General features: G+C 38.0%; 20 protein-coding genes. 5 read left to right on the top strand and 15 right to left on the bottom strand.

The window, feature by feature from the left end; translation table 11 throughout:
- Nucleotides 1–631: 631 nt before the first annotated feature.
- Together sstT and ACH6C1_RS17635 are read right to left on the bottom strand one after the other, a co-directional pair.
- Nucleotides 632–1,882, bottom strand: a complete 1,251-nt coding sequence (gene sstT, locus ACH6C1_RS17640) for a serine/threonine transporter SstT (protein WP_374079450.1) — start codon at nt 1,880–1,882, stop codon at nt 632–634.
- Nucleotides 1,883–2,056: 174 nt separating this feature from the next.
- Nucleotides 2,057–3,097, bottom strand: coding sequence for an SDR family oxidoreductase (locus ACH6C1_RS17635; RefSeq protein WP_374079447.1), 1,041 nt, complete (start codon nt 3,095–3,097; stop codon nt 2,057–2,059).
- A gap of 170 nt (nt 3,098–3,267) precedes the next feature.
- On the opposite strand from ACH6C1_RS17635, the gene ACH6C1_RS17630 reads away from it, so the two are divergent.
- Complete coding sequence (locus ACH6C1_RS17630) at nt 3,268–4,149, top strand: WD40/YVTN/BNR-like repeat-containing protein (RefSeq protein WP_374079444.1); 882 nt, start codon at nt 3,268–3,270, stop codon at nt 4,147–4,149.
- 50 nt (nt 4,150–4,199) lie between these two features.
- On the opposite strand, the gene ACH6C1_RS17625 is transcribed toward ACH6C1_RS17630, so the two are convergent.
- The 3 genes from ACH6C1_RS17625 to ACH6C1_RS17615 are packed head-to-tail and all read right to left on the bottom strand — an operon-like array spanning nt 4,200 to nt 6,981.
- A complete protein-coding gene (locus tag ACH6C1_RS17625) occupies nt 4,200–4,532 on the bottom strand; it encodes a hypothetical protein (protein WP_374079442.1) in 333 nt (110 codons plus the stop codon).
- Nucleotides 4,533–6,362 (bottom strand): DUF6792 domain-containing protein, encoded by a 1,830-nt coding sequence (locus tag ACH6C1_RS17620; protein ID WP_374079439.1) that lies wholly within the window; start codon nt 6,360–6,362, stop codon nt 4,533–4,535. It abuts the gene before it with no gap.
- A 7-nt stretch (nt 6,363–6,369) separates the two neighbouring features.
- The gene (locus ACH6C1_RS17615; protein WP_374079437.1) at nt 6,370–6,981 is read right to left on the bottom strand and encodes a hypothetical protein; all 612 of its coding nucleotides are present in this window, start codon (nt 6,979–6,981) and stop codon (nt 6,370–6,372) included.
- Between the two features lie 494 nt (nt 6,982–7,475).
- Here ACH6C1_RS17615 and ACH6C1_RS17610 point away from each other — a divergent pair, with 494 nt between their 5' ends.
- Nucleotides 7,476–8,366 carry a glycine betaine ABC transporter substrate-binding protein gene (locus ACH6C1_RS17610; RefSeq protein WP_374079434.1) on the top strand — a complete coding sequence of 297 codons (891 nt, stop codon included), beginning with the start codon at nt 7,476–7,478 and terminating at the stop codon, nt 8,364–8,366.
- Between the two features lie 46 nt (nt 8,367–8,412).
- Here ACH6C1_RS17610 and rlmD read toward each other — a convergent pair whose 3' ends face one another.
- On the bottom strand, nt 8,413–9,816 hold the full coding sequence (rlmD, locus tag ACH6C1_RS17605; protein ID WP_374079431.1) for a 23S rRNA (uracil(1939)-C(5))-methyltransferase RlmD: 1,404 nt from the start codon (nt 9,814–9,816) through the stop codon (nt 8,413–8,415).
- Between the two features lie 201 nt (nt 9,817–10,017).
- Complete coding sequence (locus ACH6C1_RS17600) at nt 10,018–11,544, bottom strand: AbgT family transporter (protein WP_095218799.1); 1,527 nt, start codon at nt 11,542–11,544, stop codon at nt 10,018–10,020.
- Nucleotides 11,545–12,171: 627 nt separating this feature from the next.
- Between ACH6C1_RS17600 and ACH6C1_RS17595 the strand changes: the two genes are divergently transcribed.
- Complete coding sequence (locus ACH6C1_RS17595) at nt 12,172–12,405, top strand: hypothetical protein (protein ID WP_374079429.1); 234 nt, start codon at nt 12,172–12,174, stop codon at nt 12,403–12,405.
- A 262-nt stretch (nt 12,406–12,667) separates the two neighbouring features.
- Nucleotides 12,668–13,978: an MATE family efflux transporter gene (locus ACH6C1_RS17590; protein ID WP_374079427.1), complete on the top strand. Its 1,311-nt coding sequence runs from the start codon at nt 12,668–12,670 to the stop codon at nt 13,976–13,978.
- A gap of 246 nt (nt 13,979–14,224) precedes the next feature.
- On the opposite strand, the gene ACH6C1_RS17585 is transcribed toward ACH6C1_RS17590, so the two are convergent.
- The 7 genes from ACH6C1_RS17585 to ACH6C1_RS17555 form a co-directional block, all read right to left on the bottom strand.
- On the bottom strand, nt 14,225–14,455 hold the full coding sequence (locus tag ACH6C1_RS17585; RefSeq protein WP_095271024.1) for a YczI family protein: 231 nt from the start codon (nt 14,453–14,455) through the stop codon (nt 14,225–14,227).
- Between the two features lie 79 nt (nt 14,456–14,534).
- The gene (locus ACH6C1_RS17580; protein WP_374079424.1) at nt 14,535–15,197 is read right to left on the bottom strand and encodes a hypothetical protein; all 663 of its coding nucleotides are present in this window, start codon (nt 15,195–15,197) and stop codon (nt 14,535–14,537) included.
- Between the two features lie 150 nt (nt 15,198–15,347).
- On the bottom strand, nt 15,348–15,695 hold the full coding sequence (locus ACH6C1_RS17575; protein WP_095271011.1) for an SdpI family protein: 348 nt from the start codon (nt 15,693–15,695) through the stop codon (nt 15,348–15,350).
- A gap of 1,076 nt (nt 15,696–16,771) precedes the next feature.
- Nucleotides 16,772–17,755: a tRNA dihydrouridine synthase gene (locus tag ACH6C1_RS17570; RefSeq protein WP_095218808.1), complete on the bottom strand. Its 984-nt coding sequence runs from the start codon at nt 17,753–17,755 to the stop codon at nt 16,772–16,774.
- A gap of 283 nt (nt 17,756–18,038) precedes the next feature.
- Nucleotides 18,039–18,716 carry an N-acetylmannosamine-6-phosphate 2-epimerase gene (locus ACH6C1_RS17565; RefSeq protein ID WP_374079420.1) on the bottom strand — a complete coding sequence of 226 codons (678 nt, stop codon included), beginning with the start codon at nt 18,714–18,716 and terminating at the stop codon, nt 18,039–18,041.
- 390 nt (nt 18,717–19,106) lie between these two features.
- The gene (locus ACH6C1_RS17560; protein ID WP_374079417.1) at nt 19,107–20,231 is read right to left on the bottom strand and encodes an MFS transporter; all 1,125 of its coding nucleotides are present in this window, start codon (nt 20,229–20,231) and stop codon (nt 19,107–19,109) included.
- A gap of 94 nt (nt 20,232–20,325) precedes the next feature.
- Nucleotides 20,326–20,880: a TetR/AcrR family transcriptional regulator gene (locus ACH6C1_RS17555; RefSeq protein ID WP_374079414.1), complete on the bottom strand. Its 555-nt coding sequence runs from the start codon at nt 20,878–20,880 to the stop codon at nt 20,326–20,328.
- Between the two features lie 549 nt (nt 20,881–21,429).
- Here ACH6C1_RS17555 and ACH6C1_RS17550 point away from each other — a divergent pair.
- Nucleotides 21,430–22,329, top strand: coding sequence for a LysR family transcriptional regulator (locus tag ACH6C1_RS17550; protein WP_095218812.1), 900 nt, complete (start codon nt 21,430–21,432; stop codon nt 22,327–22,329).
- Nucleotides 22,330–22,376: 47 nt separating this feature from the next.
- On the opposite strand, the gene ACH6C1_RS17545 is transcribed toward ACH6C1_RS17550, so the two are convergent.
- Entirely contained in the window at nt 22,377–23,279 is a 903-nt protein-coding gene (locus ACH6C1_RS17545) for a 3-hydroxyacyl-CoA dehydrogenase (RefSeq protein WP_374079411.1), read from the bottom strand.
- Between the last annotated feature and the right edge of the window lie 435 nt (nt 23,280–23,714).

The following is a 23,714-nucleotide window of genomic DNA, read 5'->3' as shown; positions in this document are numbered from 1 at the left end:
ATAAAAAGATTGTATATTACATCTTTCCCCAGAAGCCGTCACACGATAGAACTAGTATGGAACTTCTGAACATACGTCCTATTTTCATAGACTTCCTCCATGCCTCCATTCGTAATATCGGAAATCGTTTTCCGTCAAAAAGCTAAAGCTGGTTGATTCTTTTCAATTTGAGAGACATTCCAGTATCCGTCAAATGCTTTAAAAATATTTCTAGCAGCTGCTTTTCCAAATCCCTTCCCTTGATAACTAGCTAGGACGAAGAACTCTAGCACCGTATTTATCTTCTTATTACTTTCTATGAGTGCAAATCAGATCACTTCAGTTTTCAGACAGAAAAAGTAAGCAAAATGTGTTTCGTCTTCCCAGTTCTGACTCAGGTCAAAGGGCTTATACTTAAAGTTGCTTTCAAGTTTAATTTCCGGGATGTATTTACTAAATTCGTAAATATAAAATTGCATAAGGTTATGAAGCAGTGCTTCTTCAGACTTCTTTACTTTTCTTATATGAACCATGTCTCGTCTCCACTATTCTAGTATACTTACATAATTTAACTAATTATAACAAAAGAACCATCTTGCATCTTTTCTCCACATGAAAAAAACTGCATCTTATCAAAGATGCAGTTTTAGTTTTAAGCAGTTTTATTATTAACGTTGATCTTAATCTTCTCTCCTGCTTTTCTTCTTTCCTTGAACTCAGCAGCAGCAGTGAACAAGACATCTGTAGAGGAATTAAGTGCTGTTTCAGCAGAGTCTTGCACGACACCAATGATGAAGCCTACACCTACTACTTGCATCGCAACGTCAGCCGGGATACCGAACAGGCTGCTTGCGAGCGGGATCAAAAGTAATGATCCCCCTGCCACGCCAGAAGCACCGCATGCGCTAATAGCTGCTAAAACACTTAAAAGGATAGCAGACACGATGTCGACTTCAATATTCATCGTATGAACAGCTGCAAGAGTCAAAACAGATATGGTAACTGCTGCACCAGCCATATTGATTGTTGCACCGAGCGGAATGGATACAGAGTAGCTATCTTTGTTCAAGCCAAGCTTTTCGCTCAGCTTCATATTAACTGGTATATTTGCTGCCGAACTGCGAGTAAAGAATGCTGTTACACCGCTCTCCTTTAAACAAGCAAATACAAGTGGATATGGGTTCTGTCTGATCAACACGTAGACAATAAGCGGATTGACAACGAGTGCCACGAAAAACATGCAGCCAAGCAGCAGGGCCAATAATTGACCGTAGCTTGATAAGGACGATAGACCATTTTCCGAAATGGATGTGAAAACAAGGCCTAAGATTCCAAGTGGCGCAAGCTTGATCACCCATGTAACTACTTTCGAAATGGCATCCGAGAAGTTGGAAATGACAGACTTCGTTGTATCTGATGTATTCCGCAATGCCAATCCGAACAGTATAGCCCAGGCTAGGATACCGATATAGTTTGCGTTCACGATTGCATTGACCGGATTGTCCACGATATTCAGCAATAATGTCTGCAGTACTTCGGCAATGCCACCAGGAGCTGCCGCTACATCTTCAGGACGATCTGCAAGTGATAAGCTGATCGGGAAAATGTAGCTTGCTACTACAGCCACGACTGCAGCTGCAAGAGTGCCGACAAGATAAAGAACGATGATCGACTTCATATTTGTCTGCTGTCCTTTTTTGTGCTGCGCGATTGCTGCCATAACCAAGAACAACACAAGCACCGGTGCAATGGCTTTTAAAGCACCAACGAATAACGTACCTAGAATTGTGACAGGCTGCGCAGCATCTGGAATCGTTACTCCTAAAATAATACCGATAATAAGACCAATAATAATCTGCTGCACCAAGCTTAACCGATTCCACAGTTTTAAAGCATTTCTCATGATAATCCCCTCACTTCTTATGCTGTACTAAGGGAGAAATAGTAGCAGTCCACCCTAAAAGGACAACTGTCTTTTTAATAAGAACAATTATAGTGGTATTTCTGCGGGATTACAAGATTAATTGTTAAATTTACATTTATTCCAAATTAACTTTATCTTAATATATATGTCCTTCTAATTATCTCGATTCCTTCTTAGGAATAACCATGCACTTAACCCCGCTATCAGAACTTGTGTTAGAACAGGATGTTTCACTGCTTTAACAAATATACTCCGTTTTCGTTTCCATCCGAGATTCGCACCACGCTCATGCATACCGTATCCAGCATGATACAGATTACTTTCTTCCGGTAAATTTGATAGCCTGTTCTTATCGTACTGCGTCCGAGGTAAAACAAGCTCCCATGCTTTATCTGTGAAGCTTGGAAAATTCATTCCTAGAAATTGCATCACCTTTGCCTGCGAGCCAACATAGATATCCCTTTTCGGATTCGCAGCGGCATAACAAATAGCTTCAGCTACTGCTTCTGGAGGATAGATCATGCCTTTATGAACTGGATGATGCTTGAGATAGCTTCTGGCATGCTCACTATAAGGAGTATCGACTCTTGCTGGATGGATTAGTGTAATCGAAACGGGGACTTTTTCTTTTTCAAGCTCCATTCGCAAGCTTTCCGTCCATCCGCGTACAGCGAACTTTGAAGTCGCATAAGAAGATAGATAGGGAGTGCCTTTATCTCCAGATGAACTACCAACATTAATCAGTGCCCCAGTATTTCCCCGTTCCGAGAAATGACGTACTGCTTGCTTGGAGCCATAAACAACACTCCAATAATTTGTGGCAAACAGTCGTTTCATATCTGCATTACTTACCTCCATTGCCTTACCGTAAATACCCACACCCGCATTGTTCACCCACGTGTCGAACCGGCCAAAAGACTTTAGCGCCGTTTCTGCAATCATGTTCACATCCTCTTCAATACCAACGTCCGCTCGTACATAAACAGCTTCATGACCAGCTTGCCGTAGTTCTTCTGTTAACTCTTTCAGCGCTGCTTCGTTTCTTGCGGCAAGTACTACTTTCGCTCCTTCGGCAGCTGCCATCCTGGCTGTTACTAGTCCGATACCGCTGGATGCGCCGGTTATGACGATGACTTGATCTTTTAATTTTCTTAGTTTTGTTGTATGTTCTACTCCAAGTTCTTCTTGATTCATTTCCGTCCATCCTCCTTGAGCTTCGTCTGCAATTTAGTATGAAGCTTTTCCCCATTACATACTCATCACAAGGGAAAACATTGTCATGATAGTTGTTAAAATCAAGAAGCATCGGTTGTGCTCTCACTCCGATTTACCATAAAATAGAATGACAGAAAGGATGTAGAAATATGCGTTATATTGTAGGTATTTGTCTCTGTTTATTTCTGTTAGTTGGCTGTCAGGAAGAAGAGGCTCCGAAACCTGAAGAAAAACCAACACCTACCGCTGCTATCATATCTTATACAATCGACCAATCAGGCTTGCATATAACTATGAATAATGGCCAGGATTGGATGGAAGTTCCTGTCGAAGTCGACGAGCTCTTTTCTGGGGAATATCAAGGCTCCAAAACGGAACTGATTGATCAAAGTTATGTATTATCTCAAGACAGACTCGCCTTTATTGTTGGAGGATTTAAGCAAACTGCCATCTTGTCATCAACTAATCAAGGCAAGACGTGGGAGACAGCGGAACTGCCTGGTGCAATCGAAGGTATCCGGTTGCGAATCATCGGATTTACGAGCGAGCAGGATGGTTTTGTCATTCTGTCAGGCGGCAGAACCATGTCAGCCGAAGGCAATCAAGTTTACCAAACAACTGATGGCGGAAAGACATGGAATCTAGTCGGCAGCGCGCCAAGTGAACGGATTGTGCAAAGTGGAACCTTCGTCTCTATGGACCTTGGTTTCATGAGCTTTGGTTCAACAGGTCCTACAGAATACTATCGTACAACCGACGGCGGATCGAATTGGGATAAGTTCGAGGTTGTCTTGCCAGGCATATACAAGGATGTCTTTTCGGTAATGGAATCGGCGGAGTTTGATGGAGACCAGATCGTCATGCAGATGGGACAAGGCACCAATGGAGATTATTACGGTGGAAATGTGAAAGCAACGCTTGTTTCTGATGATAACGGAGAAAGCTTTGAAATGACCGGATTAATAGATCCTGACGACGTGATGACAGACGAGGAAGAAGAGAATTGGCGTGAGAATGATTCGTACTATTAAAGGTAGAAAAGAAGGCTTTGATCTCTTATAAGGAGTCAAAGCCTTTTCATTTATTCAGTTTTATCTTCATAAGTAACTGATAATCTCTGCTTCTTCATATCAGCAACTTGCTCATTAAATGAATTAACAGCTTTATTAATCTTTGAAATCACGTCAGTATAAATAGACTCATCCCGATCCTTGCGGGCGGTAGTCTCTTTCTTCATTGCATCAATAATTTTTCCTTTCTGATCTTCACCAACAACGATATTGTTTACCAATGCATAAAACTCGTCATCATCTGCTCTCATATTATCTACATGTACACGCAATTGCTTTTTCTTATCGGTATAATCTTGATTCGGAATCAGTTGTTCTGTAACAGTGAATGTAAATTGAGGCATTCAAATCCTCCTCGATAGGTCGAATAACTGAGATACGTTTTCTTCTTCCTCAAATAAATCCTCAATAGCCTTTCGATACTTTTCTATATATAACTTGCCTGACTCTACCGACTTCTTCAACTCTTCCAGCTGTTCTTCAAAATCTTTATTCTCTAACGGATAAAATATCTCATGAACCCTGATTAATTTTATCTCTTTATTGAAAGTCGGGTAATACCCATGTTTACTTAATAAGAATCGATAGCTGCTAGGACTGGATTCCATTTGATTGATTTCATCCTGAACTTTTCTCTTCTCGTCCTTGTACGACTCATCTAATTCATGTTTTATTGCCTTTTCGAAATTACTGATCTTGGTTGATTTTGCTTCTAGGATGGGGATGGATTTCTGATACATTCGAAGTGCTGCGGAGATATTTACTTTGATGGGTTCGCCCTTGGTTGATGTTGATGTGTAGATCATGTCTGCACCTATGTAACTCTTCAATCCATCTGACATAGATGAAAGCATCTCCTGCAGACCATGACTATCCTTAATGGACTCTAATCGCTTCAGAATACCTGTCTTTTCAATTTCCATATAACTCATATAAATCTCAACCAAGTTACTGGCTAATCTTAGAATAGTAACAATTTCATTACCAGCTCCTAAAAAAGGATTGTTGAGTTTATCTCTGAGATTAACGTTGTCTTTAAGGATATTCTCAATATCAATCAATGATTTCTCTATCTTGGTCAAATGATCAATGGTTACTTCTTTTTGCCTCTCCGTTATATAACCAGCTTCCTCTAAGCTGCCGAAAATTTCATTTGAATTAGCAGTTACTGTTTGGACTCTATCTAGAAGAGGTGGCAGCTTTTCATTTAAGGCACGGACCATAGTGTCATAATTTGCTATGATATGGCCTGCCAGTTCCATCCCCTCTTTATCTTTAAATGCCCCGACATCAATACCTATCAGTTCTTTTACACCTTCGTTTGTCCCTCCTTCGTTAGACGCAACCGCGAAATCAATTGCCAGCTCCTGAAAATCTTTAATAATATTATCAGGTATATCGGCAATCAGCTCCCGAAGTCCAGGAACATCCGGATTTGTATCAACCATAGTAATACTTCCTAGTGTAAAGAAGCCGCGCACAACACTCACAGCATATAGAGGATCGTCCTCAGATATTGTTTGATGAATATTTTTAGCTTTGTCTCCGTAAAAATCCATAGCAAAATCGTGTAGATCCTGTGGAGGAATCTCATACAACTCCTTAGAGGAGGAAATAGAAAAATTCTTCCTTACTTCTAACTGGAAGTTTCGATCAGCAAAATACTGTTGATAGTAATTAGTTTGAGCTCCATTTATACTGTACACTTGATCAAATGTATCGTAATTGAGGAGAGCTACAGTATTGTTATTATGAGCGAGTGAGTGTGAGAAGCCAGTAACTTCCACACTTTCATCAATTCGAAATTTCTCCTTGGCTTCATCGACAAACTTATCTGTAGCAAGTGCTTGGCTTATAGAACGGCCAGCAAACATAGCCTTGATATTGTAAAGCCAATCTACTGTATCTTGGGATCCCTGTGATACTATAAATAATTCTTGACTATCTCCCGTGTCAATATATACAGCTGTACCATTGTAACCAGATTCACTAATAGCACTATCTGTTGACTTATTAGAATTATAAGACTGAATCTCTCCTTCTAATAACTGCCCTGTTTCCTCTAAATATATCTGTTTGAATTGTTCTTCAAATTTTGTTGAATCTAAGTTTTGATATTCTAAATCAAGGAGACGTGCTTGAAGACTTGGAGTTATAATTATTTTATTACCCATAAAGTCATCACCGTCCTTCAGTATTGATGAACTCTATAGTTTCCAACCATTCAATTATCTTCTCTTTTTCCTTTTCCTTTTCTGAAGCACAAGTATCAGACTGAGTAGCTTCTCCACATTGAATGTCAGCAATTATTTGAAGTTCTTGATTTTTACTATTTGAGATAAGCGCTGCTATTCCAGAAATCTCTTCATCATATTCAAAATCCGCCACTTGTAATTTCTGATCATTATTCAAAGAAATCTCGTTAAATTCCAGTTCTAAGTCTAAGCTATTTGAAATTTGTTTTTTGCTATTCGCCTCATCTGTCATGAAGTTTGTATATTGAATTGTTCTTACTGCATATAAATCCTTTGAACCTTCTGGATTGTATTCCATATAGATATACTCTCCACGATCATCCGGTTCAACAGTATGACTTTCTTCATTAATAATCATATCTTGAGGAAAATCCATCTTAAAACTATTACTCTTAGAAACAAAAGAGTAATATCCTTCTCTTGTTGTTTCAGTGGATTCCAGAAAACTACGCGTAAATTCATCTTCAAATGCTGTTACTTCTGGAAATTCTTTAGCTTCATTTGCTGAAGAAGATTTTGATTCGTTATCATTATTCATGTTACAACCTCCTAGTACAAAAATCGTCATAAATAAAGCAACAATAAATTTAACCTTCATGGTCACTCACCTCTGTAGATGATCTTAATGGATTATTACTATAGTCGTTAAAAATTATACAAAAGCGATCCATTCATTCCCAGTAATTTAGATGAAATTTCCAAAAACCAAACTTTTGTCGCAGGATAAAATACCAGTAATCAGTATCCAATTACACATTTCAACTTAGCCAACCAAGTTATCACGTGGTAGGATTCATCATTAATCAGGGCAAAATCCAAGAAACTCCCCTTTCACTCTTTGTAAGCCATTTCATTCAGATAGCACCTTAAAACGGACCATAACTGTGTATTTAAATGGATAATACAGCTTAATCCACCTGACGCCGCCCTACAGCAGTAAACACCAATTTATACAGTTTTTATAGAATTTACTGTATTTTCTGTATGAGTTAACATAATACTTGTGCTTATAAAGAGAAGGGGGAAGAATTTTTGATTAAAAAAAGAATAATCGGTATTATATCAGTCTTGTCTTTTGTTTTTGTTTTAACAGGCTGCGGCAGCTCTGAGAGTAACAGCGAAACTGCAGATTTAGGCGAAGAATTAGATTATACAATTACAGGTATTGAACCAGGAGCTGGTGCAATGGGGCTTGCTGAAGATACGGTAGAGGGTTATGAGAACTTAAATGAATGGGAACTTTTTGAGAGCTCAACTGCAGGAATGTTAACCGAGTTAGGTGAGGCCATTGATAATGAAGAGCCCATTGTAATAGTTGGCTGGAATCCGCACTGGATGTTTGCTTCATACGATTTAAAATACTTAGAAGATCCAAAAGGTACTATGGGTAGAGATGAAGGCATACATACAATAGTCCGAACAGGTTTACAAGAAGATTTTCCGGAAGCTTATGAAGTTCTTGATCGTTTTAACTGGGAAATAGAAGACATGGAAGCTGTGATGAATGACGCTCAAAATATGGAATTTGAGGAAGCTGCAACTAAATGGATTGACGCAAATCAAGATGAGGTCAAGGAATGGACGGAAGGCGTAGATAAGGTCCAGGGAAAAGAGTTTGAATTAGTATCTACTCCTTGGGATTCAGAACGGGCTTCGGGTGAAGTTATAAAGCAAGTATTGGAACAGCAAGGATTTGAGGTAACCGTCACTCCTGTCGATCCAGCTGTTTTATTCCAATCAATTGCCCAAGGAGAAGGGGATGCATCAGTAGCTCCTTGGTTACCAGTAACACATGGACCATTCTTTGAACAGCATAAGGAAGATATTATTGATTTAGGTGCAAATTTGGAAGGTGCAAAAAATGGTATTGTTGTACCATCCTATATGGACATTGATTCCATTGAAGATTTACCAGCAAAATAACGAAAAAAAGGCAGATCACTCGCTCTATGTGATCTGTCTTTCTTTGTTAATCTAAAGTTAGTACAGCAACACACTCTACATGCACAGTATGCGGAAATAAATCTACCGGCTGAACTTCCTCTAAGGTATAACCAAATTCATTTAGTTCCTTAATATCAACTGCAAATGTTTCTGGATTACAGGATACATAAACGATCCGTTTTGGTTTGGATCGGCCGATTTTTCTCATTACTTTCCCGCCTGCTCCAGACCGAGGAGGGTCTAACAGCAGCAAGTCTGGCGTGCCAAATTTCTCTAGAACTTTATCCATTCCAAATCTGGCATTATCGGCTAGGAAGTAGGTGTTGGAAATGCCGTTGTCTGCTGCATTTCGTTTGGCTGATTCGATGGAACTTTCCACAATTTCGATGCCGGCAAGTTTCTCAACTTTGCTGGCAAAAGGAAGTGAAAAGGTTCCTACTCCGCAAAACAGCTCCAGCATCGTTTCTGTTTTTTTCGGCTGTGCCATTTCTAGAGCTGTGTCGATAAGCTTCTGTGCCTGTACCGGATTGACCTGGAAGAAGGTATCAAACCAAAGACGATATCGATAGCCTCCGATTTCATCATAAATGAAATCACGTCCGGCCAATAAATGCATGTCCTCTGCTTGGATGCTATCGGCCCAATCTGTATTTACAAACCATAAAAGACTTTTTACCTTCGGATATTTTTGTTCAATTCGTTTCTTGAGCTGTTCGGTAGCCTGAGCCAAACCTGTCTCTGGCACTTGTGTCGCAAACAGTGCCAGCATGATTTCCCCGGTAACAAATGATTGTCTTACCATCAAATGCCGAAGCAGACCCTCATGCGTATCTTTGTTATACCCACTTAATGCATGGTCCTTCACCCAGCTGGCAACTTCCATAGCAACTTCCTTCATGTCTTCTTCCATAATCAAACATGTCTCAAGCGGGATGATCTTACGGAAATTCCCCTGTTCATGCAAGCCCATTGAACCATCCGGTGCAAAAGCAAAATCCATTTTATTGCGATACTGCCAAGGATTCTCCATACCAATAGTATCTTTCACAAGCTCTGGATCAAAGCCTTGTCCTAACAAAGCTTCTTTAACATGAGCTGTTTTATGCGTTAACTGTCCTTCATACTGCCAGTGCTGCCATGCGCACCCGCCACATAAGTCAAAATGAGGACAGGCTGCTGCAACCCGTTCTGGATGTGCCTCCAAAACTTCCTCTAAAGCGGCTTTGGATCTTTTCGCATGCGGCCAAGCTACAGTGGCTCGCACTTTTTCGCCTGGTAATGTCTTCGGTACAGTCAGTTTCACTTTCCGCAGCTTGTCCTGTCCTTTATCCATCCATACAACTGCCTGACCAGACCCTTTATTATCTAGCGAGCTAATTTCTGTGTCCATGATTTCTGGATCTAGGATTACTCTCGTTGTTTTCTTCATAATTCTTCCTCCCTTCTATTGAGGAATCTATTAATCTATCAAATGAATGAAAGGTAATTTTCTGAAATGATTCCTATACTTTTTTAACATGTTTTGCAGCAGGATGCCAGATAAAGTTTTTTCCTCAAAATATATCTGAATAATTACAAATAGAAAAAGACCCGATTCCATTCAAGGAATCGGGCTCCTGCTATTCATTGATCAAGGATATTCAATTGGCGTACCTGGTCCGATCGGCTGCCCAGTCAACATCCAAATTAGCAGCATCAATACCCAGCCGATGGTAAAGGCAATTGAGTAAGGAAGCATAGTCGAAATCAATGTACCGATTCCAACCTTTTTATCGTACTTTTGTGCAAAGGCGATGACGATTGCGAAATATGGCATTAAAGGGGAGATAACATTAGTGGTTGAATCGGCTATTCTGTACACGAGTTGGGTAAATTCAGGTGAATAGCCCGAGAGCATCATCATTGGGACGAACACTGGTGCCATGATAGCCCATTTAGCAGAGGCACTGCCGATAAACAAATTGATAAAACCTGAAACAATGATGAAGGTCAGTATTAGCGGAATACCTGTAAAACCGGTGGAGTCAATGAAAGCAGCACCTCTAACCGCTAGAACGGTACCAAGGTTTGACTCGTTGAAATAAGAAACGAATTGAGCTGCGGCAAATGCTAGCACAATGTAGGATCCCATCGTTGCCATCGTTTCCGAGAGTTGATTGGCGACGTCTTTATCGTTTCTGATTTCTTTTGTAATGAGCCCATATACAAGACCGGGAATAAAAAATACAATCAGGATGACTGGGACGAGCGTATTCAAGAACGGTGCATCGATAATATTAGCTTCACCCGCTCTTAATGGCCCCCAAGAAGGAATAACAAGTAACACAATAGCAACAATAGTTAAGAGGAAGGCAATAAGTGCTCCCCATAACCCCTTCTTCTCTTCCGGCTTAAGGTAATTAACTTCTTCATTAACATTGCCTTTATACGTGCCAAGCCGCGGTTCTACGATCTTATCAGTTACCCATGTACCTAAAATTGTGAGCAGGAAAACGGAAGCAAACATAAAGTAAAAGTTCATCGCATAGTTGATGCCTTCCGCATATTCAGGGCTGATGATTGCTGCGGCATCCTGCGTCATACCGCCAAGGAGCGGATCAAGTGAAGTTAGCAGCAAATTCGCACTGTAACCACCGGATACTCCGGCAAAAGCTGCTGCGAGACCCGCCAGTGGATGACGTCCTAAGCCCGCGAACAAGACAGCTCCTAATGGTGTCAATACAACATAGCCAGCATCCGCTGCCATACTCGACATGACCCCACCGAAAACTAATGCTGCCGTCATCAGTGTGCGGGGAACCGAAGTAACAAGCCCGCGAAGAGCGGCACTGATTAATCCCGAGCGTTCTGCAATTCCGATACCAAGCATCGTCACCAAAACTGTTCCAAGCGGAGCAAAGTTAGTGAAGTTTGTTACAGCACTTTCGAACAGATATAAAATCCCTTCAGAGTTCAGCAGATTTTTGACAGCGATTGTTTCTCCTTCATTGAGAGGGTCTTCTACACTGACACCGATTGCAGAAAAAATAGCCGATAACACAACCACTACTGCAGCAAAGATGAAAAATAACGTAACCGGATGAGGAAGCTTGTTGCCGACTCGTTCAATGCCATTCAAAGATCGCATGATAAAGCCATTTTTGTGCGACTGCTCCATCCCTATACCTCCTGTTTGACTTAGTTTAAAAATTCAAACAATTGTATAAAAATAACAACCTAAGTATAGACAAGAGTTATGGTGATTGAAATAGGCAAAAAATCCAGTTCTTGATACCGCGAATTCACATGTAAAAGACCCAGTATAATGAAAGAATATCTCACATATACCGGGTCTATATAAGGAATAATCATTTAGTTAAAAAGAAACGCCAATTAGATATTTCAATCCAATCTTACTATTAATTTCTTCCACCGCGAGTATTTGATCTCGCTTTTCCTCTTCTTTGTTCATCAGGCTTCTTACCTTCGCCATTCTTTTTCTCGCGAGGTGCATAGGAATCTTTAACCATGGGATCTCCCTCCTCTTCTCATAAAATTGTTCAAAGTTAGGATTTCCCGAATTAGGTGCGTTATACAGGCTCATGGTGCAAGCTATTACTAATGTATTGATTGGTTAGAATGGCTCTTTTAATTTCATTTCCGAAGAGGAATTCGCTTATATTACTTTGGAAAAATATAGTATGATTTATTTATACTTGATTAGCCATTAAAAAATCCAGATTAGAACAGGAAGAGACAAGCAATTATAAAGTTCACCTTAATAAAGAACATTAGGAGGTCAGCTATGGAAGCAACAAAAGCAAGATCTGCAAGAAAACGCCTAATCTTTTCTTTGGTAATAAATCTTACTTTTGCTACTGTCTGTATAGCAATGCTGCTCTATATGATCTTTATTCGAGAATCAGGCACGACTAATCCGATTCAATATGTTACTTTTATCATCCTTCTCTTAAACTCTAGTATAAGGTCTATATTAAATATCTTAACGCTAAGAAAACAGAGTAAGTCTTTATCCTAAATAAGCATAAATTTTCAACATTGATATTCTCCATAACGAGTATATGAACTACTATTAAGAAACCGCACAAATCAAGATAACCCCGGATTTGTACGGTTCTCTGTTCTATGTTATAACCTAATTTAGCGTTTATGTTATGGTTAGTCGAATACGATAAGGATAAATGCAGAACAGTATGATTCTCACATAGGTATTCATACATACGTAAAGATAGGAAGTGTCAATAACCTTGGTGCAACAGGATTTTACAGAGGGACGGATAATGAAGCAGCTCTTTACTTTTGCCGGACCTATTATGCTTACGAACTTATTGCAGGTTTCATATCAATTCATTGACAGTCTATGGGTCGGTAATCTCCTAGGCGCAAATGCGCTTGGTGCAGTAACCGTCTCCTCTACCGTTTTACTAACGATACTTGCATTTATTATTGGGATCAATAATACTACTCTGACAGTTTTGTCTCAACAAAGAGGAAGAGGCGACAATCAAGGATTAAAAGCTTACTTAAATGCCTTCGTTGTTGTACTCGGATTGTTATCCATATTTGTTGGTATTATCGGATTGCTTTTCTCCAGGCAAATTGTCATCATGCTCCATACACCTGCTGACATGGTGGATGAAGCCAGAACTTATTTACAGGTTAACTTTATCGGTATTTTGTTTTTAATGGGCTACAACTTTATTGGTACTGTCTTAAGAGCTTTAGGGGATAGTAAAACACCATTGAAGTTTGTTTTAGTCGCCGTTATTTTGAACACGATTCTGGATCCATTATTCATTTCTGGTTTTGGCTTGGGTATCGAAGGCGCAGCGTATGCCACGGTCTTATCGCAAGCAGTCGCTTTCCTCTTAGGTTTGTGGTACACACTTCGCAATGGGCTTGCTCCGCTATCTATTCCTTTCTTACCAAAGAAGGAGCAAGTATTGCTTATTTTGAAGCTTGGCATTCCATCCGGTCTGCAAATGATGGTCATCTATGCTGGTGTGACAGCAATAATGAGTGTCGTCAACTCTTTCGGCGGATCGGTCGTCGCCGGATTTGGAGCTTCGCAAAGAATTGATAGCTTGATCACCTTGCCTGCCATGGCATTAGGGACAGCCGTCAACAGTATGGCCGGCCAGAATATTGGTATCGGACGCTGGGACCGGGTAAAAGAAATCGCGAAGTACGGCGCACTGTTTAATCTAGCTATTATGCTTGTGATTGCCATTCTTGTCTTTTTACTCGCAGAACCTTTAACCAGTTTGTTTATCGATGAGGAATCAGCCGTTTCATTCGGCACCGATTACTTAAAAATCATTGCTTTCTTCTATCCATTTATCGGGCTTAATTTTATCTTGAACGGCATCGTCCGAAGCTCAGGAGCGATGTACCAAGTACTGATTTTGAACATCTTATCCTTCTGGCTGCTTCGCTACCCGCTGACGTATATCTGCTCAGCTTTCATTGGGGAAAACGGAATCGCGCTAGGAATGGGAATTAGTTTTATTCTAAGCAGTATCTTTTCTTTTTCTTATTATAAATGGGGGAAATGGGATAAGAAGCAATTGTTTGCTGATGAAAAAATTTAATTCATGATATATATTGAAGAAAAGCGTTATACCTGGATAACAGGACTAACGCTTTTTTAGTACTTATTCTAACCGTTATTCTGAAAACGCTCCGCCGTAATCAGCTAACTTATCACGCCATACAGTATGGAAATGCGCTTCAGCATCTTCACCACTGTTATAGCCCACTCCTTGCTGACCTCCGAATAAGAATCTTTAACTATCACTCAATGATCCTCATTCAGATCTTATATTAGTGGATTACACTTATTCTAACCAGTAAAAAATGGAAACAAAAAGGACAATTATAGACACTAGAATACACAAAACAGCATTCCCCTGCCGTTTTACCTTAAATTCAGAAATCCCTATAACCATCATCATTAGACCTAAAAAGAAAAACATATAAGGAGATAGCTCATGATTACCTGTGACCAATCCATAAATTCCGAATGTCACTACAATTATTGCTAAAATAATACGAAGTACAGTTAACAAATACTCACTCCTAACTTAAAATTCCAATTAATTGTAGCATTCCCTTATTAGTTTTTATATAGATTCACTCTTCTCTAAATCACAGTTTCCTTATTTTATCACCGGACCTAATAATAATATTTATATCTGATGCACTTCCCCCTTCAACATGGTTTTCTATGTTCGAAACATCTATGTTTGTTTTGATTTTCACTACTTTTTTCTCTTTTCCCTCTATGCTGACCTCATATGGAACTTTATTATGATTCATGAGTGAGACCATAGGAACTTCATCTTCAAAAGGGTAGCTCTCCTGAAACTCAAGTGTATATTGGAGATCATCCGTGCTGTAATTCTCAAAAGAAAGTTCACATTCTCCACCTAATGTTGATTCGCCAACCATTTCAAATTCACAATAACTAGCTTCTCTGTCGTAAAAAACAGCATAAATTCCGGTTGCAATTGTTTTTTGATAAGAACTAATGAGCATTTGAGGCAAAAGAACAACTAAAATAATTGCAATTAAGACTGCACGCTTATGATACTTCTTCAACGATCTGGTAAGGAAAAATAAACTTGCAATAAATAAAGCAAATGAAAATACACCCATAAAATTCAAACCATTTACAGTACGAATCGGAAAATTAAAGACTGATATAATGGTCTCTCCATACGGAATTGCATGTGGAAAAGGAAAACCAATTGCTGTAGAAATAATAAATAGGGAAAGAGCAATCCACAACATTTTTTTACTTTTTATCACCAGTACACCTCCAACCTATGTAATATTAAAAATAGATATTTTATATGCCTACGAAAACAATATCGTAACAGATTCAAATATCTGTTAATGTTAGGTATTCTCTTTGTTTTCATGAGCAACTCAAGTACGGACACAATTAAAAAATCAGCATCATCGCTCTCTTTCAGTAATTATTTCTTCCTCTTTTCGCTTCAATTTCCATTCAGTTAATCCATATATCATAAATAAAGAAATAATTACCCACAGTAATTCAACAAACAAATAAAACTCATTTTCATAGCGAAAAAACAATAACACTATCCCTCCAATGACTATATGCATCACTCCTGCCAACACTAGCAATTTAGCAGCATAAGATTGCCCTAATTTCCACAAAGCTTCATTCTTCATTGATCGCTTTGTTCGATAGCCTACTATCCTGTTAGAGCTGCCTGATTCAGATGTTTTGAGAATAAGACACGCCATCAAGTGACCAATACCACATATAAGAATTAACATGTATAAGACACCTACTCTTATTAGAAATACAAAATAAATTCAAAAGACATTAGCGCTAAAAGTATGATAGATTCTTGTACATTAGAAGAAAGTTTTAACCACGTCAGAAAAAATGGTATATTTTGTATATATATTGTAGTGTACCTTGTAATTTGTAAAGAAATAGTGATTATTCATTTGATGGAGGTAATAGTAATATCTGCTATAGACTGGGTTATCATAGGAGTTATTCTAATTGGTCTCATAGTGTGGTTAACATCTGGAAGAGTGTTCTATATGCTTGTTTATTTTGCATTATTTTCATTGGGTTCGTTAATTTATAGATTAAGCAATAATCATTCACTTGCTGACGCATTTTTTAGTTCGCTGGTTTTAGTAGATATTTGGGTTATTGTAATTACTTCGGCGCTGCTGATTGAAAAGTTAAAGGATAATAAAAGCTGATTAATCATATAATCTAACCTATATATTGAGACTCTTTATATGCTTATTTCACACTCATTATCCAGTCTCTTTATTTTAAACACCAGTAACATTCCAATCTTATAGCAAAAAATGAACTTAATTCACTAAAGGATGTGAATGCTTTGAGGTCCCTTAACCCATTTCTCTCTATCTTTTGCCTAATATTAACCATAATAGCACTGCTAACCCTTTATACATATGCTACTTATATATCACAAGGTGCATTGTTCGCAAATTCAATCATGAATTTCCTTGTCGTATTTTGTATATTAAATCCAATCATCGGACTTACTTTTTCGATATTTATAAATGAAAAAAGAGTTAAACTACTACTTATAATTATTAATTCAATCGTTGCTATTGTTGTTATCCCTTTTATGATATTCATTGCTGTATTTAGATTTGGTTTTGCATCATTTGTTTAAGCTAATTTAAAACGTAAGTGGATATGCTCGTCTTCATAAATTCAACTAGGAGAGACCATTCAATAGATTATTAAAATCATATAATATAAAAATTGGCTGGCATAATCGGTTCAATACCGCTTTTATACCAGCCAATTCTATACTAAAACTTGTTTTGCTTCCACTTCATTTCTACCTAATACACTTCTACTGCTCTTCCACCTCAACAAGATACTTTCTCTCAAAATCATCAAGCAATGCGCGAACTTCATCCGTTGACTTCGTGTTCATGCATTGATTTCTCAATTCACTTGCACCTCGGAATCCTCGAAGATATATCTTGAAAAAGCGTGGAAGAGGCTTGTACGCACGGGCTTCTGCTTTTGAATATTCATCATGGAGATCCAGATGCAGTCTCAAAAGATTAAGCAATTCCTTACTGCTATGTTCTTTCGGTTCCTTTTCAAAGGCAAACGGATTTGTAAAAATCCCGCGCCCAATCATGATCCCGTCAACTCCGTATTGTTCAGCCAGTTTTAAGCCAGTTTCACGGTCTGGAATATCCCCATTGATCGTTAGAAGTGTATCAGGAGCTATCTCATCACGAAGTTTCTTGATTTCCGGAATCAATTCCCAATGTGCATCTACCTTGCTCATTTCCGCTCTTGTACGCAGATGGATGGAAAGATTAGCAATGTCTTGCTTCAATACATGTGTCAGCCAGTCGCGCCATTCATCTATATCCGTATATCCAAGTCTTGTCTTCACACTTACGGGCAATCCACCTGCTTTTGCAGCTTGTACCAGCTCTGCAGCAACTTCAGGACGACAAATAAGGCCGCTTCCCTTTCCATTTCCTGCAACATTAGGTACAGGGCAGCCCATATTGATATCTAGTCCCTTAAACCCTAACTCCGCCATACCAATACTCATTTGGCGAAAATTCTCAGGCTTATCTCCCCATATATGAGCCACCATCGGCTGTTCATCCTCCGTGAACGTCAAACGGCCACGCACACTATCTATTCCATCTGGATGACAATAGCTCTCCGAGTTTGTAAACTCAGTAAAGAACACATCAGGTCTGCCAGCTTCACTCACTACATGACGGAACACAACATCCGTCACATCTTCCATCGGAGCCAATACAAAAAATGGTCGTGGTAAATCACGCCAGAAATTATCTTTCATATATAAAACCCTCTCATTATAGTTACAAATCTAATATTTATTCAAGGAGCAAAGATGCTCTGTTTCTTTTACTTTAAACACGCTCAAGCAATACATATCAAAACATAGTAAAAAATACAACATTTTATTTTACTATTAACCAGTAAAAAGTGCAAAGAAAACTGAATATCGAACTAGGTACACATAAAAAAGACCTGGAGATCGGAGATAATTATTTTACCGAAATCCAGGTCTGTATATCAAATGTATATCTTTACACGAAGGAATTTAAATATGTATCTTTTCAATTTATTATATCTACAAAGCGTTCAGTAATCTGCTGCGGCCTAGTAATCGCACCACCGACCACAACAGAATATGCCCCTAATTGTAAGCATCGTTTTGCCATTTCTGGTGTTATGACATTACCCTCAGCAATTACCGGAATACTAACATTATCAAGTACTCTTTTTAAGAATTCAAAATCGTTGTCGTAAAGTTTGTTATTCTTTGTTTCCTCCGTATAGCCATACAAAGTAGTCGAAACACAATCAAAACCAAGCTGATCAGCTTGTATAGCATCCTCTAAAGTAGCAATGTCAGCCATCAATTGTACCGAAGAATCTTTTTCTCGAACATATCGTACTAATTCCCCTAATTCAATGTTCTTAGGCCTTCTTCTTTCTGTAGCATCCATAGCAATCATTTCACATCCACTTTCTAGCAGTTCATCAATCTCTTGATATGTAGGTGTGATGTATACCGAGGAATCTTTATAATCACGTTTAATTATTCCAACAACAGGAAGGCTCACTTCCTTTTTTATTTCTATAATATCCTCTTTAGAATTTGCCCTTATGCCTTTTGCGCCTCCTTGCTTTGCAGCTAATGCCATTTTTGACATGATATATGAACTATGTAGGGGTTCTTCTGGTAAAGCCTGACAGGATACGATTAAATTGTGTTTAACTTCGTTTAGCATTTTGTCTTTCCTCCTGATTGTGAATATAGTAATTACAATACAGCTCGGCACTAAATAGATAATTAAGCTATTTTATACAAGACCATGTTAGCACCACTTTCTCTTTACTCTCAATATCCATAATAAACTATTACTAGACAGGATAAAATCAAGCTAGGAAAGACAAAGTCTTTGCACAAAAAAGACCCGGATATCGAAATTGTTTATTTACCAAAATTCAGGTCTGAAGTTATTTTCACTAGGAGGAGTTTATTTTTAATTAGACATAGTAGGATGAAGATATATAGAAGAAAAGGATCTCACACTACATGTTAGTTCAGTAGATATTCTAATTGATTAAACTATTCAACTGACACACCCATAACAGAGGGTGCAATTTCAAATCTAACTTCATGTTCTTTTAAATATTAAAGCTAGATACCCAATTATAGAAGCACCTATAAATAGAACATTATAGCTTAATAGATCTGCAATGACCCCGGAGAAAATTGATCCTATTGCTTGACCAAGTGCCAGTATTAAAAAGGGTATACCTAGTCCAAATGATGGGTTGGACTTAAACACGGAAATTCCCCATACTATTAACACACCGGTCATAAAAATATATGAGCTACCAAAAAGGGCTGGTGATAGAAACCCTATCATAATGTAATCTGTAAATGTCCCTAATAGCAGAGACGAGGTTGAAAGTGCTATCACAGAAATCCTGTATGCAGGCATTAAACCAAACTTATTGATACATGCACCTGCAGTTCCTCCTAATAACCCTGCAACTCCAATAATCACCCATAGCCACTCTCCGAGGTAATCAGGAACACTCTCATTCTGTAACATAAAATCTCTTGAAAATGTCCAATAGGCCGAACAGGAGATTCCTAACAATAGAGATGCCAGAATTAATGGTATGGCTCTTCTCCACTCTTCTTTTGAGAAACCTGATTTTACGTTTTTATTTAAAGTTTGATTTTGTTTTTTAGGCAGCACTTTGTAATTAGCGAATAATACTACTATGGCAATGACCATAAATATTAAGTACGTTTCTCTCCAACTATCTGTCATTATAATTGCAATAACTCCAGTTAAAGCTGTTCCAATACTCGTACCAGAGTTTATCCATGAATTAGTCTGATTCTGTAATTTTATTTCTACGTTTTCATCAATAATATCAGCGTACGGTGGTGAAGAAAAACCTGTACTTAGCCCGGCCAGAAATATACCTAAACCTAATACTCCAGGATTACCCGATACAGATATAATCCCCAAACCAATAGTGGATGAGAATCCTGCAACAATAAGAATAGACCTCGGTGATACTCTGTTCGAAAATACCATTGCCAAAACGATTGCTATACAGTATGCGATATAAGACAAAGACGAAATGACCCCGCTAGTGGATTGTGCCATATTCATTGTTTCATTAATATATGGAAGCATCAGCCCATAACTGAATCGAGATAAACCATATGTCACAGCAATCATTGGTAACCCAACAACAATCAATTTATTTTCAAACATATCTATCACCTCTTATTTTATATATAACGTTCATTATAATAATTGTGTAAAAAAAATAGGAAACAATGCACTACATTGATCTTCCTATTCAAATTCATTTATCAGAAACCTGCATACCTTTCATTAAACGTTCTGCTGCTTCTTTTATTTCATCTAATTCCTGTATTTGGGTCATGGATGTTAAACCCTCTAAAATAATCATGATTTGCATACCCAAGGATTTTGGAACATCAAATGCCTTCATATCATTTTCAATTTTGTTAACAAGTGTTTTTTTATGCTCTCTGCTTAAGGAGGCAATTCCCTCGTTTACACCTTCATATTCCTGCTTTGCTCTTAAAAACAAACAACCATTTGTACCTTCTGCTTCTAACCAGTTTATATGAGCTTGAATCAACGACTTTACGTAAGTATGAATACCATCACCTTTGTTAAGCTTATCTCCTACTAATTCAAAATATTGATGTTCTCTTCGGGCTAATACTTCTTTAATTAATTCTTCCTTTGATTCGAAATGATAATACATAGTCATCGGTGCGACTCCAGCTTGATCCAATATTGATTTAACACCAATTGCATGAAAACCATTCTGATAAAATAACTTTTCTGCCGTATTCAATATAGCTTCTTTTTTCTGTGACTTTCTCATATGACACCCTCTTTTATATTGAACGTTCATTATAAAATTATCATACCGTTTCTCTTATCGCAAGAAACTGCAGCGAAAAAAAGACCCGGAAATCGGAATTGTTTATTTTACCGAAATCCAGGTCTTATTAGGAAAAGTTTATTTTTACTGGGAAGAGTTTATTTTAGTTAGACATAGTAGATAAAAATTATGATAAGCACTTTGTAATATTAAGATTTATAATTGAAATGAAAAAAGACCCGCACTGTAGCAAGTCTCATTAATCAATAATTTCGTCCTCTTTGCTTTTTAGTTTCCCTTCCGTGAGAATGTAAATGAGGACTAAGGAAACGATTACCCAAAATTAGCACTTATGTATAAAAGCTTTCTTTTTTAGAAACCGCTGACCGATGTTGCTTTTGAGCATACCTTATTGCTCCTATTAAACCTCCTTTAAATTCCTCGCCCACTATACTTTTATCTTTATTTACATATCATATCTCCCCTCTTTTTTGATAAAATAACTTTTACAAACTAAAACTAACTTAAAACTATTTAAGGTGACAAAACATGAATATAACCCAGCTTCAATATTTAGTAGATGTCGGAGAGTTAGGCTCCTTTACTGAGGTTGCTAAAAAGAACATGATGACTGTCCCAGCAATCAGTCTCTCCATAACCCAGTTAGAAACTGAATTAGACGTACTGCTTTTCACACGCTCACGCAAAGGAGTAGTTCCAACCGCTGAAGGAAAAAAGGTCATCCAGTATGCTGTTTCTGTCTTGAAAACAATCGACAGGCTTAAAAATGATATTGCAGTATCAAAAAACAACCAGTATGGTAATATTGTCATTGCTACAATTCCTGGATTAGTGTCCCAAATCATTAACAATACCCTCGAATTCCGAGAAAGCTATCCTTATGTAAATGTGCAAGTAGTGGAGGAAGATACGGCTGCTGTGCTGGAACAAGTAAAAAATGGCCATGCAGATATGGGGTTTGTTTCACTAGGGTCAAACAATCATGATGTTGCATTGGAATGGGAACCGATTAAAAGGGTTGAAGTGGTGCTTGCCGTTAATAAGAGCTCCTTACTACGATTCAACAATAAAATCTCCCTTGACCAAATCATAAACGAAATGAATGAATCAATCGTATTGTACAATGACCCTTACTTAAAGAAAATAGCTGAAGATTTGTTTCCAGATAACTTGAGAAATAGGATTGCATTAACGACAAATAATGGAGATGTCCTTTTACAAATGGTGCTGCAAAGGAATGCTATCACGATAACGAATGATTATATTATCCAAGCATTGCCGGCACATTTAAGAGATGAAGTGGTGACGATTTCGATTAATGAGTACTTTACCCTTTCCAATTATTTATGGCGAGTGACGAGAAAAAATGAAAAATGTCCGGAAATGGTAGACCAGTTTACCGAGCATCTTTTGCAAGACTTAAAATAGACTTTAAAAAGAATCCTCCTGCCATTATGACAGGAGGATTTACTTTTTTATTGATTCCCCAAGAAATCAGGGTCCATAAATCGAGGATTAGGATATTTATAGAAGCCTTCTCCTGTAGCAACTCCAAGTTTTCCTTTATCAACATACTCTGTTTTCAGTAAATCTGCGAGTTGCTTAAATTCTGAATTTCCTGTTGCGTCCGCTTTAGCCTTCACAATATTATAAGATGTTTTGATTCCGACAACATCCAATATTGCAAATGGACCTTTCGGAGCTCCTGTAGCAATCATCCATGTTTTATCGATCGTCTCCACATCTGCAACCTCTCTTGATAGCAATAGCTCTGCTGCATCTAGAAGAGGAACAAGCAATGAATTCAAAATATATCCTGGCTGCTCTTTATGAAGAGGCAATGCTACCATTCCAATTGCTTTCGCAAACTCAACTACTTGGTCAAACACATTCATATCTGTGCCTGGATGCTTCATAATTTCGGCTGTATTATTAATCCAAATTTCATTAGCAAAATGAAGTGCCAGGAATTTTTCAGGACGTCCTGTCGCTCCAGCAAACTGACTTGGCATCAATGTTGATGAGTTTGATGCAAAAACAGTCTTATCTGGTGCAACTTGATTTAGCTTCTCATAAAACTCTGTTTTAATCGTCACTATCTCTGGTATTGCTTCTATCAGCAAATCTGCATCAGCAACTGCCTTTGCCAGGTCGCTATAGTAAGAGATGCGGTCAGATGCAGAATCTACTTGCTCTTTACTAGCCTGTAAATCCTCTTGATAACGCCCTTTCAATATGTTTATTTTGTCTTTAGCTGATTGTAATGCTACATCATTAATATCGTATACTGTTACATGAAAACCATTAAATGCAGTTTGAAAAGCGATTTGACTTCCTAAAACCCCACTGCCCGCTATTGTAATATGTTTGAATTCCATGATTCTTTACCATCCCTTTGTACGATAAATTAAACAATTAATTACTACATCTTTATTGTAAAATACATTTAATATAAAATAAAGTTAATAAAATTTAATCTTACTTAATTTTTATTTAATCTAAATATCACAGTTTGAAGATAGTGTGATAATATAGATCTCCGGATTTCCGAATTTGTTGAGGAAAGGAAAACTAGAGAAAAATGAGTAAGAACACGTGCTGCACATGAAAAAGACCCAGAAATCGGAATTGTATATCTTACCGAAATCTAGGTCTTATTAGGAAAAGTTTATTTTTAACTGGGAAACGTTTTTTTAGTTAGACACCTTCAACTCAATCTCCGCCACACACTCAATGTGCCCAGTCTAGAGTGCGGGATTCGGGGGTATTCGCAGACGTTCATCTTTTATTGATTTTCGTCTGCTTTTTTTATC

Source organism: Terribacillus sp. JSM ZJ617, assembly GCF_044383785.1.
In the GTDB taxonomy this organism is placed as follows: Bacteria; Bacillota; Bacilli; order Bacillales; family Amphibacillaceae; genus Terribacillus.
The sequence above is the reverse complement of the archived record's forward strand: the minus strand, read 5'-3'. Positions and strand labels throughout refer to the sequence as shown.